The 11,282-nt window shown below is 31.1% G+C and carries 12 protein-coding genes; 2 read left to right on the plus strand and 10 right to left on the minus strand.

Features of this window, described 5'->3' with window-relative positions; genetic code table 11:
* Window positions 1-70: 70 nt before the first annotated feature.
* From panD to COL3_RS04565, 5 genes are all read right to left on the minus strand, one after another.
* Window positions 71-445 (minus strand): aspartate 1-decarboxylase, encoded by a 375-nt coding sequence (gene panD / locus COL3_RS04545; RefSeq protein ID WP_008420050.1) that lies wholly within the window; start codon window positions 443-445, stop codon window positions 71-73.
* Window positions 446-466: 21 nt separating this feature from the next.
* Complete coding sequence (panC, locus tag COL3_RS04550; RefSeq protein WP_008420053.1) at window positions 467-1,309, minus strand: pantoate--beta-alanine ligase; 843 nt, start codon at window positions 1,307-1,309, stop codon at window positions 467-469.
* Window positions 1,310-1,325: 16 nt separating this feature from the next.
* On the minus strand, window positions 1,326-2,153 hold the full coding sequence (panB, locus tag COL3_RS04555; protein ID WP_008420055.1) for a 3-methyl-2-oxobutanoate hydroxymethyltransferase: 828 nt from the start codon (window positions 2,151-2,153) through the stop codon (window positions 1,326-1,328).
* On the minus strand, window positions 2,153-3,106 hold the full coding sequence (locus COL3_RS04560; protein WP_099716564.1) for a Rossmann-like and DUF2520 domain-containing protein: 954 nt from the start codon (window positions 3,104-3,106) through the stop codon (window positions 2,153-2,155). The genes panB and COL3_RS04560 overlap by 1 nt, the downstream gene beginning before the upstream one ends.
* Before the next feature lie 267 nt (window positions 3,107-3,373).
* Entirely contained in the window at window positions 3,374-4,003 is a 630-nt protein-coding gene (locus COL3_RS04565; RefSeq protein WP_008420061.1) for a CatB-related O-acetyltransferase, read from the minus strand.
* A gap of 390 nt (window positions 4,004-4,393) precedes the next feature.
* Here COL3_RS04565 and COL3_RS04570 point away from each other — a divergent pair, with 390 nt between their 5' ends.
* Complete coding sequence (locus COL3_RS04570; RefSeq protein WP_242982099.1) at window positions 4,394-4,873, plus strand: hypothetical protein; 480 nt, start codon at window positions 4,394-4,396, stop codon at window positions 4,871-4,873.
* A 309-nt stretch (window positions 4,874-5,182) separates the two neighbouring features.
* Here COL3_RS04570 and COL3_RS04575 read toward each other — a convergent pair whose 3' ends face one another.
* Genes COL3_RS04575 through COL3_RS04585 form a run of 3 tightly spaced genes read right to left on the minus strand, consistent with a single transcriptional unit; the run spans window position 5,183 to window position 7,139 of the window.
* Window positions 5,183-5,833 carry a type 1 glutamine amidotransferase family protein gene (locus COL3_RS04575; protein WP_242982100.1) on the minus strand — a complete coding sequence of 217 codons (651 nt, stop codon included), beginning with the start codon at window positions 5,831-5,833 and terminating at the stop codon, window positions 5,183-5,185.
* Window positions 5,808-6,755, minus strand: a complete 948-nt coding sequence (locus COL3_RS04580) for a YafY family protein (RefSeq protein ID WP_008420067.1) — start codon at window positions 6,753-6,755, stop codon at window positions 5,808-5,810. Before COL3_RS04580 ends, COL3_RS04575 begins: the two co-directional genes overlap by 26 nt.
* 36 nt (window positions 6,756-6,791) lie before the next feature.
* A complete protein-coding gene (locus COL3_RS04585) occupies window positions 6,792-7,139 on the minus strand; it encodes a helix-turn-helix domain-containing protein (protein ID WP_008420068.1) in 348 nt (115 codons plus the stop codon).
* 164 nt (window positions 7,140-7,303) lie between these two features.
* Between COL3_RS04585 and COL3_RS04590 the strand changes: the two genes are divergently transcribed.
* Complete coding sequence (locus COL3_RS04590) at window positions 7,304-8,107, plus strand: nitroreductase family protein (protein WP_008420070.1); 804 nt, start codon at window positions 7,304-7,306, stop codon at window positions 8,105-8,107.
* 305 nt (window positions 8,108-8,412) lie between these two features.
* On the opposite strand, the gene COL3_RS04595 is transcribed toward COL3_RS04590, so the two are convergent.
* Entirely contained in the window at window positions 8,413-10,080 is a 1,668-nt protein-coding gene (locus tag COL3_RS04595) for a tannase/feruloyl esterase family alpha/beta hydrolase (RefSeq protein ID WP_008420072.1), read from the minus strand.
* 491 nt (window positions 10,081-10,571) lie between these two features.
* Entirely contained in the window at window positions 10,572-11,279 is a 708-nt protein-coding gene (locus tag COL3_RS04600; protein ID WP_008420074.1) for an MgtC/SapB family protein, read from the minus strand.
* Between the last annotated feature and the right edge of the window lie 3 nt (window positions 11,280-11,282).

An 11,282-nucleotide genomic window follows, 5' to 3' on the forward strand; every position in this document is an offset into this window, starting at 1 on the left:
TGCCAGCCTATTTTCCATGGCAACTTTGGACTTGTTATTTATTTTCATGTGCCTTATTTGTAATTAAAATTTATTCATTAGATTCATAGTTAGTAATTTCTTTTATTGTATTATCATCGTTCATAAATACAACTGTTGGTTTATATTTTTTTGCTTCTTCTTCATCCATTTGAGCATAAGCAATTATTATAACTTTATCTCCTGTTTGCACTAGTCTTGCAGCTGCTCCATTTAAACAAATAACACCCGAATCTCTTTTTCCAGGAATTACGTATGTTTCAAATCTCTCTCCATTGTTTATATCAACAATTTGAACTTTTTCATTTTCTAATATATTCGAGGCTTCCATTAAAGTCTTGTCTATTGTTATGCTTCCTACATAATTTAACTCCGCTTGAGTAACCGTCGCTCTGTGTATCTTTCCTTTTAACATTGTTAGTATCATTTTTTCTCCCCCTAAATGTGTTTAATTAGTATAACTAAAATTATCTATTAGTCTTGTCTTACCAATATATACTGCAATCGGTATTAATACATTCTTTTCTATCATATGAACATCCTCTAAAGAATCACTATCTACAATTTCTACATAATCTATTTTAGCTAATAGTTCTTTATTTAGTTCATCTGTAATAATTTCCTTAACTTTAAGTGCATCTCTTTCACCACCAATTAATGCATCTTTAGCTTTTTCTAAACTTCTACTTAACACTAATGCTGCTTTTCTTTCCTCACTAGAAAGATAAGTGTTTCTTGAGCTTTTCGCTAATCCGTCCTCTTCACGGATTATTGGACAGGCAACTACTTCTACATCAATATTTAAGTCCCTAACCATCCTTCTTATAACAGCAACTTGTTGAGCATCTTTTTCTCCAAAATAAGCTTTATCTGGAGTAACTATATTGAAAAATTTTGAAACAACTAAACATACTCCATCAAAATGTCCTGGTCTTTTTGCACCACAAAGTGCATTGGTTAGATTTGAAACACTAACTGTTGTAGATTTATTATCAAAATACATCTCACTTGGTTCTGGATTAAAAACTACATTAGCTCCTGCATTCAAACAAATCTCTAAATCTCTATTTATATCTCTTGGATAACTTTCAAAATCCTCATTTGGTCCAAATTGTGTTGGATTTACAAACACACTTACAACTACTCTGTCATTTTCACTAACTGCCCTCTTTATTAAACTTTCGTGCCCTTCATGTAATGCTCCCATTGTTGGTACATATCCCACTGAAAGACCTTCTTTTCTCCATGCTTTAACTAGGCTTCTTAGTTCTTTAATTTCTTTTACTAACATCTTTCTCTCCTCAAAACTAATATAATTTTTTCAATTCGGTTTCATCAATTTTAAAAGTGTGCTTTTCTTCTGGAAATGTTCCTTCTTCTACTTCCCTAACATAAGAAGAAATAGCCTCTCTCATAACTGAACCTATATTCGCATATTGCTTTACAAACTTTGGAACAAAATCATTAAACATTCCTAGCATATCTTGATAAACCAATACTTGGCCATCACAATATTTTCCTGCACCAATTCCTATGGTTGGAACTGATACTGAATTTGTAATAAGCTCAGCTACCTTCTCTGGAATTCCTTCGAGTACAATTGAAAAAGCACCTGCTTTTTCTAAAAGAACAGCATCTTCTATTAATTGTTTAGCAGCTGACTGATCCTTACCTTGTACCTTAAAGCCTCCAAAAGCATTAACAGATTGCGGAGTTAAACCTAAGTGACCCATTACAGGAATTTGCGCATCTACAATTGCTTTGACCTGAGCTGCTACTTTTGCACCACCTTCAAGTTTAACAGCATTTGCTCCACCTTCTTTAATTAATCTTCCAGCATTTAATACTGCTTGTTCTATTGAAACATGATAAGATAAAAATGGCATATCACTAACGATAAGAGCATTCTTAGTACCTCTTTTAACAGCTTTTGTATGATAAATTATTTCATCCATTGTAACAGCTAAAGTATCTTCTTCTCCTTTAATAACCATTCCAAGGGAATCCCCTATCAAGATTGCATTTACTCCGCTTTCATCAATAATTTTTGCCATTGAATAATCATATGCTGTAAGCATACTTAATTTCTTTCCTTGCTCTTTAGCTTGTTTAAAAGTTAATACTGTATTTTTCACTACTTTACTCCTCCTAAAAGCTCATATATTTCTTTATGCTTTTTTGAATTATTTAGTAAGTTTTCAATTGCATTTTCCATTTTTATACCTTCAAATTCTTTTGTTTCTCTTAGAGAAACAAGCTTTATTAAATTTAAAGATAGTATTTTATAAAGATCTTTATCCTTTTCTTCTAAAGCACATAAATGTTTTTCTACAGTAGAAATATCACCTCTTGAAATTGGTCCTGTTAAAGAATTCACAAAACCCTTTGTATAAATACTATCAATATTACCAATTATAAGAGGTTTAAGAGCATTTAAAGCTTCTTCTTCATTTAAACCAAGTTTTTTAAAGTAAGTTACTCCCATATCTAATAAGGATAAAGTAAGGTTAGAAACAAAAACATTAGCTAAATGATAAATTGAAGAATCTTCTGCTCTTCTAGTAAAATACTTGTTCTCTAATCTCTTCATTAATTCTAAAAGAACACAATTCTCAAAGATATCACCTTCAATAGAAAAGTATATACTTTCTAATTCTTTTAAATTTGTATCTTTACTTGAAAACGCAAATATTGGATGTATAGAATAGATCAGTGCACCAGAATGTTTGGCATTACATAATACATTTGATTTAAGTGAGCCACTAGTGTGACAAATAGATTTGTTATTTAGATCAAATTTTGATAATTCATTATCTATAATTGAAATTATATCATCAGGCGTTGTAATAAATAATATATTACTTTCATTAATAATATTTTGAATGTTATCATAAAATTTAGATTTAGTAATCTCAGCTGCTTGTTTGGTGTTTTCTTCATTTTTTCCATAAAAGCCACTTAATTTTATCCCTTTATGAGTAAAGTAGCGACCTAAACTTACGCCTACCTTCCCAGGACCAATAAATCCAACTTTAATAGTATCACCTCCATATACGTGATACAACATCCTAACTTCAATCTCATTCATATAGATATGAGTTGTATTATAATTCTTAATGCTAAAAATATCGGTGTAATTCTCTTTCGATACTACCCATAGATATTCTATCATTTTGTTTTTAATTTAACAATAAAAACATAAAAATTTTAATATGTATTTTAAATTAAATTTGTAAACATAAAGCAGTAATACTTTATGAAGGAAGAATTGATTGTAACTTGCTTATCTAATAAAATAAAAGAAGCTTTGAAATATATAACTCCTATCATTATTACTTCATGCTCCTTATTATACTTATATTTCTTCAGTTAAACTAACAATTCCTTTCGTAAGATAAGGCAGATTCTTTTGAACTTTTTCGTCATCCCAATTCCACCATTTCAGGTCTACTAATTTGGCTATTACCTCTTCAGAAAAGCGCTTTCTGATTTCTTTTGCAGGTGTTCCTCCTACAATTGTATAAGGAGCAACATCTTTAGTTACAACTGCTCTTGTTCCTATTATTGCACCATCTCCTATTTGAACCCCTTGCATGATTACTGCTTCATAACCAATCCAAACATCATTTCCTATTATGATATCACCATTATTGTCCCAGGCATCGGTAATATCTGCACTATTTAACTCCCATTCTTTATAAAATATTGGAAATGGGTAAGTTGAAAGTGACGCCATCTTATGGTTGCCAGATGTAAACATAAATTTTGCTCCACAAGCAATAGAACAATACTTACCAATGATTAACTTCTCGCTATTTACAGGAAAGTGATATAATACATTATTATTTTGAAATTTTGTTGGATCATTAACAAAATCATTATACATGGTATAATCTCCAACTATGATATTAGGATCTGTAATTACTGGTTTTAAATATATTGTTTCTTTATCACCTGTTCTTGGATAAACTTTTTTACTATTCATATTTCCTCCTTTATATCTTTTTTCTTAATTTTCCTTGATAATAATCATAATTTTCTCAACTAATTTACTTCTTTAGCCTCTCATAATTAAATTATAATCCTATCATTTTTAATTTATCTAGTTTACAAACAATTCTGTAATAAAGTTGTCCTCTAATTACAACATCACTCAAATATAAAAAAATAATAATTTTATAACATAAACAACTTCTAAGCTATATTAATACTCTCAACATAAACATCTATTAAAAGGAATAAAATCGCCAAAATAGTAAACGATAAGTTTAAGGCAATTTTTTAATAAAAATAATCAATTAAAATTATAGGAGGACTAATGGTGCCAAAAAAAGTAATTCGTTTAATAGTATTTATAATACTTTTTACAGTATCTATGAGTAATATAACGTATGCACAAATCCCAACTAAACCTACACCGTATGGTCCAAGGATATCAGATCTTCAAAATAAAGAAGACATTTTAAGTAGCTTGGAACAAATTAAAACGATACGAGCTAATTTAGTTGTGATTAATGTGAAATCAGATACACCAATTGAACAATTAAAAACTATAGATACCAATTTGCAACGTGACATTGATCAACTTCGAGTTATTAGAGGAAATTTAGTAAATCATGCTGATAAATATGCAAATTCAATTTCTGATGTATTTTTTGCAGAACAAATTGTTATTATAGCCAATTGCTACATTGTAAGCCTAAAACATCAACAATTATTAATAAGATCATTAGAAAACAATGTTGGAGATGCCTCAACACTATTTTATTCAACTTATATGATACCAATATATTATTACCTTACTTTAGGCGATGAACAGATAGCCTACACCCAAACATACACTGTAGTTTCTTGATAAATCTAAATTTAAAATTATAAACAAAAATGATTTGCTTAAGCTATTGAAGCTTTTGCTACCAAATGTAAAAATAATGATACATTAGAAAAGAAAAATCTCCTAAAGAAAATCCTTAATAATATTTGTCTTTATTATAAAAACCCAAACGCTTAACAGCTCCAAGGTAAATGTGTCCTTGGAGCTGTTATTATTAAAATCTTAATCAATTCCATAAAAAGTGAAAAACATATCGATTTCTTTAGTTAACACTTTATAATAGAATTATTACAAAACTTAGTAGAAGGCACTTTACCAAGCTACATTACTCTACTGTTGATAGAAACCTAACCTGTTAAATCTATACCATTCGTTAATCTTTTCTACAGGCTTAACATCCAAATGCAACATAATTTCCTTAGCAAACTCTAAAGAAGCTGTACCATTTGCAGTTATGATATCAGAATCACAAACTGCCTGTTTCTCAATAAAATTGCTGTCACCTTTGTAATGTGGCGCTTGTGACCTCATAAACTCTATTGTGTTGCCAGTATGTCTGATATTATCCAAATATCCGTTCTCTGCCATAAAATTAGCGGCATTACAGATTGCTGCTACTGGAATATGATGCTTAACTGCATACTCTACCACAGGTTTAATTTCATTGTTTTTATGTTCCATCCAAGCATAACCACCAATTAAAAGCAACATCTCGAATTTTTTTGGGTAATCACTTACAGAATAATCAGGAATGATCCGAAAACCTCCCATAGAAATTTTAGTTTCTTTGTCCAGACTTAAAGTTTTTACAATATAATTCGTTTCTGCTACATTGAGTTCTGAACAAATATAAGCGCTTTCCCAATCTGCATATCCATCAAAAATAAACACAAGTATTTCTTTTTTCATTGTAACACTTCCTTTCGTAAGTATTGTACAATGAAAAAGATGACACCTATATGTCATCTTTATAGAGTTCATTTATTCTTTTTATTCTGGTTTTTATTGCTTCTTTTAGTTCAATAGGTGCTATAACTTTAACTTTGTCTTGCAAACTAAAAACCAACTCAGCAGCCCACTCTATGTCTGAAACTAGAAATATAATCTGCCCCTTTTCTTCTGATCTACTTTTCCTATGAAAAAATTTAGCATCTATCTTGTTTGTTAATAAAAATTCATTATTACTATCATATTCTAGTATAACTTCAAACAATGATGTTTGATCTTGTGAAGAAAATAAACCAATAGCAAAATCTTTTCTAAAATCTATTTTTTCAACTACCTTACAACTAAAACCTTTATCCATAATTTTAAGATTAACAATTCTGTTGATTCTAAAAAAACGGAATTCCTGCTTATCTTCACAAAAAGCGTATAAGTACCAATATGATTGCTTAAAAACAAGCTTATAAGGTTGAATCATTCTTGATGAACGTGAACTTTTAGAAATATATTCTAAATAAATACACTTTCTATTTTTAATTGCCTTATATAAAATAGATACCTTTTCCTGTGTAATACTATCTTGAAACCATGAGGACAAATCAATTACATAATCGCTTTCAGAAAATACCATACTTGTTTCTTCTGGAATTAGCTTTGCTATTAGATTTGTTAAGTCAGTGTTTTCATCAATACTCATGAGTCCGTTAAGCGCTGTAAAAACATTTTTTATATCGTTCTTTGAAAGAATATTACTTTTAAGTTTATATCCCTCAATGACTGACACTCCGCCGCCAATTCCTGGATATGTTGCAATAGGAACCCCAGACTTGTTCAATGTATCTAAATCTCGAAAAATTGTACGTTTTGAAACTTCAAATCTTTCTGCTAATTCCTGTATGGTAGTTTTATCTGTATTGGCAAGGACATTTAAAATTCCTAGTAATCTATCAATTTTCATGATAACACAATTTCTCCATTTCTAAGTTACAACATTTTATTTGCATGTATTTTTAGCTTTAATTAAATTAGAGTAACTAATTGCCCATTCACATAAATCGGTTAGGACTGGCAACAGACTTCTTCCATAATCAGTAAGGGAATATTCCACTTTTGGTGGAACTTGATTATAAATAACCCTATTAATTAACTCATCTTCTTCTAATGATCTAAGTTGTTGCGTTAACATTTTTTGTGTAATATTAGGCAAACTTCTTTTTAACTCATTAAAACGCATAGTTTTTTTACCTAACTGCCATATAATTATAGGCTTCCATTTACCTCCTAAAATATCTAATGTTAATTCCATAGAGCAGTTATATTCAATTCCTTTAAACTTCACCATTTACAACTCCTTCTTATACTCAAACAATTCTATATGGTATACAACTGGTAACCACGTTCCTAGAAAGTGCGTACTTGATAATATTAGCATACTAATATAAATTATATTACATCATAGAAACTTGAATATAAAGTATATATTAACAAAACTAGGAGTGATATTTAATGAATTTAATTAATGTAAACCAGTCAAAATGTATTAAATGTGGAATTTGTTCAAAAGTATGCCCAACTGGAGTTTTATCAATAGACGAAGCCGGTCCTAATGCTAGTAATGCAAAGAACTGTATTGCCTGTGGCCAATGTGTTGCTGTATGTCCCCATGGAGCATTGGATAATATAAAAACTCCTTTAGCTGATCAAATTGATATAGAAAACTTTCCCGTTATAGATTCAAAAACTGCAGAAAATTTTCTTAGATCCCGCCGTTCAATACGTTGTTTTAAGGATGCACCTGTGCCTAGAGAAAAATTATTAGAAATAATCAATGTTGCACATTATGCGCCTACTGCTAGTAACAGCCAAGGTGTTTCTTATATAATAGTTGAAAACAAAAAAATATTAGAAAAAGCTATAGAAATTATTTATGAATGGATGGAAAGTAAGCTTTCATTACATTGGAGTTTTACAAGGCATGTCCAAACTCGCAAGACAACAGGAATGGATACAATATTACGTAATGCTCCACACCTTATTATTGCAACGGCTCCAAAAGACTTTAAAAATGGAAGAGAAAACACTATATCTCAGCTTACATATGCTGAACTATATGCAACTACTATTGGACTTGGTTCTTGTTGGGCTGGATTATTTGAATTTTGCGCATTTTCTAACTACGCTCCACTACTCTCTCTATTTAATATACCTGAAGACAAAATTGTAACAGGTGCCATTATGGTTGGGTATCCAAAGTATAAATATAAGAAACTAGTAGACAGAAATCCATTAGATGTGATATTTATTAACTAAAAATTCTAAAACATTTCATTTTCAGCCACATATTATTCCAAATATATATGATCACATTTACCACACTTAATACACAATCACAGGCACTCTTATTTCCATGGAAAGTAACATATAAGTTTTCCTGCATCCTTGCTGCTTCTTCATCTTTGTAAACCTCCTTGCATTCCCAAACAAATGGTTTGACTCACTAGGTGTTTCAACATATCAAAAGTAGAAGCCGGGATTAATTATCCCGACTTCTAGCTAACCAATTTGATTAATCAACAATATTTTATTATATGATAAAATAAGCTCTTTCCATTTCATTAAGGGGTAGCGCTGATATAACTTTTAGCAGAATTTACATCTCCGCTTCCTTTGTACTCTGGATAAGCAGGATATTCTAAAAGCGGACGTGTACGGCCTGCAGTCTTTTCAGACTGATCTGTTACAATCAAATTCTCAGGAGACTTATTATTTACTACCCATTGATCCAATGCACCTAACATGTCTGCTCCCATATTCCAGGTTTCTGAGTTATAATGGCCATTTCCTGGAACCATATAAAATTTTACAAACTCACCAAGGGAGTCCTTACCAAATTTGTTGGTTAATTGATCATAGTAGTCAATTGTTCCTTGGAAGGTAACAATTTGATCTCCTGCTCCATGAATAAGAATTAATTTTCCTCCGTTATTTCTAAAAGCTGAGATATCTGGATTTGTAGCATCAAGTAATTCTGAAGCTTGTACAACTTTGTCATGCCATTTATCTGGATCAAAATTTTCAGGATTAAAATTATAATCTCGAACTATCATATTTTTAATAACAGCATCCCCACTTTCTGCCATTAGGCCATCCCTGGCAGTTGGTGCCGTACCATATTGGTTTAGAAACCTATCGACCAAAGGCGCTCCCTTAAAAACAGGATATCCTGGCATAGTGCTTAATCCATTGGCAAGGGGATAATTAAATTTCATAGGTGAAGCAAATGTTTCTAATGTTTTTATCTGCGCATCTGATAATATATTTTTTAAAGCTTTTAAAACTTCATCCTTCTTTTTTTCAGCCCCATAAATGTTGCTTATTATGCCATCCTTAACGCCGTCTAGTCCATCATCTATTCCAAGGATGGTTTGATTAACAAGCTTATATTGTTCAGGGCTGATCCAACCTGCTCCATTATTAGCTTTTACGGCATCTGCATTCCTACTATCTGTAATTGCCTTAGGCACCCAGTTTAATACAGGAAAATAGCAAATAACACCATTATATTCTGTTGGGAAACGTTGCACAACCTTCAACGCTTCTCGTCCGCCATTAGACCCACCAACAAAATATACCTGAGATGGCTTGGATTTATAAAAAGCCTGTACTATTTCTAGTACGGTATCTTTTGTTTTCTTTAACTGGTCAGAGGCAAAATTATTCAAGGCTTCATCATTAAGCGCCCATTTACTATCCCAATATGAAGAATTGACATGACCACTATCACTACCAAATGTTACATATCCTTGAGCCAAAGGTGTTGGATCTGAAACCATTTGCCCGTAATATCCACTATCAGCAGTAACCAGAACACCATCAAATCCACCGCCACCATATTGTAATATTTTACTGTTCCATTTTATAGGAAGGTTAACCTGAAAATTAATGTCTGGCGCAGTTTTATCTACTGGATGGATTGCACCTAATACCTTGCAGTATTCTCCATTCAGATTATCCTTTTCATCAGATTTCACTATAGTTGCTGAACTGATCGTAGCACCAGATGTAGGCAACCCTATTTTCGATGCAGGAATTTCTGCTGGTATCGTAAAATTGCTTGATGCAGCAGAAACTTTAAAATCTTTTAGATTAGTGGATGATGATGTAGCAATAACTATAAAATCTTTTGGATTAGCGTAGGCTACTGCACTACTTCCGTTAAACATGAATACACAACTAGTAGCAAAAGCACTTATCGTAGTCCAACTTTTCTTTGAAATTTTCATTTTTTCGTCACTCCTTATTTTTGACTGATACTGTCAGAGTTTCATATGATTACCAGCCACTGTAACACTCCCTCCTATATTAATATAAGATTGATAAAATCATAAATTAGCAAAATTTAATTTATATACAACGTAATTCTTAACATATATTTCTACATGTTAACATATTATACCAATTTACACTAATATTCAATAAGTTATAATAATAATTTTTCCATAAAAAACCTCATTATGTTTTTAATTTTAGATAAATCAATTTTAATTTCTTTTAATGAGGCTGCATCATCAAACTCAGAAAGAGATTGTTTTAATTTAATATACGACAGCATGATTTAGACATACTTCTGCCACCCTACTTTTAAAAAATGGTGTTGCAATGAAAACTACACAGAAATTATGAGCTTATTATTTTTTTGCTCCTAAATAAGAAAAAATACAAGGGAAAATTCAAAAACAACAGAATTTCCTCTTGTACTTTTTTCCATAAAACACTACATTATTTCTTCAATAGAGCATACATTTTCAATCGTATGAAGCTTTAAAATATACTCTGCATGATCAATTTTTCTAGCCAAAGTTAAAGTCATTGTGAGTCCAATAATATGCCTGTCAAGTTCATTTGCTTTCTTAACTTCTATATTAGAAATCTTTGTTCCATCTGATTTTACAGTATTCATAAAGTTCGTAACACCAGTTATATCCTTAAGTTCAGCGTATACCTCTAATACTTTTGAATGATGTCTTGAGTATAGATCTAGTCTATGAAGTCCTGTTACTACTCCAAATAAAAAGACACATGATATAATTGCACCTTCATAAAATCCAATTCCTATAGCTAGACCCATACATGCACAAGCCCAAAGACCTGCTGCCGTTGTAAGGCCTTTAACCTGATTCTTCCCGACAACAATTATTGTACCTACACCCAAAAATCCAATACCACTTATAACTTGAGCTCCCATTCTACTTACATCACCTTTAAAATTTAGAACATCATTCATGTACTGACTTGTTATCATTATCAATGTTGCGCCAATACAAACTAAAATATGAGTTCTAAAACCTGCCGGCCTATTTTTTCTACCTCGTTCCGCCCCAATAATTCCAGCACAGACTGTTGCAAGTGTAAGTCTTAATATTATAGATATAGTGTTGATCTCTCTCAAATAGACAGCTATTTCATTTATTTCTTCTACCATATA

Source organism: Clostridium sp. LS (genome assembly GCF_002760435.1).
In the GTDB taxonomy this organism is placed as follows: domain Bacteria; phylum Bacillota; class Clostridia; order Clostridiales; family Clostridiaceae; genus Clostridium.

Excerpts from the sequence above, each read along its gene's own strand:
- COL3_RS04590 (WP_008420070.1), top strand. The coding sequence starts at position 7,304 with ATGAATTTAATTAATGTAAACCAGTCAAAATGTATTAAATGTGGAATT.
- COL3_RS04570 (WP_242982099.1), top strand. The coding sequence starts at position 4,394 with ATGAGTAATATAACGTATGCACAAATCCCAACTAAACCTACACCGTAT.
- COL3_RS04580 (WP_008420067.1), bottom strand. The coding sequence starts at position 6,755 with ATGAAAATTGATAGATTACTAGGAATTTTAAATGTCCTTGCCAATACA.
- panC (WP_008420053.1), bottom strand. The coding sequence starts at position 1,309 with ATGTTAGTAAAAGAAATTAAAGAACTAAGAAGCCTAGTTAAAGCATGG.
- COL3_RS04560 (WP_099716564.1), bottom strand. The coding sequence starts at position 3,106 with ATGAATGAGATTGAAGTTAGGATGTTGTATCACGTATATGGAGGTGAT.
- panD (WP_008420050.1), bottom strand. The coding sequence starts at position 445 with ATGATACTAACAATGTTAAAAGGAAAGATACACAGAGCGACGGTTACT.
- COL3_RS04565 (WP_008420061.1), bottom strand. The coding sequence starts at position 4,003 with ATGAATAGTAAAAAAGTTTATCCAAGAACAGGTGATAAAGAAACAATA.
- COL3_RS04575 (WP_242982100.1), bottom strand. The coding sequence starts at position 5,833 with ATGAACTCTATAAAGATGACATATAGGTGTCATCTTTTTCATTGTACA.
- COL3_RS04600 (WP_008420074.1), bottom strand. The coding sequence starts at position 11,279 with ATGGTAGAAGAAATAAATGAAATAGCTGTCTATTTGAGAGAGATCAAC.
- COL3_RS04595 (WP_008420072.1), bottom strand. The coding sequence starts at position 10,080 with ATGAAAATTTCAAAGAAAAGTTGGACTACGATAAGTGCTTTTGCTACT.
- COL3_RS04585 (WP_008420068.1), bottom strand. The coding sequence starts at position 7,139 with ATGGTGAAGTTTAAAGGAATTGAATATAACTGCTCTATGGAATTAACA.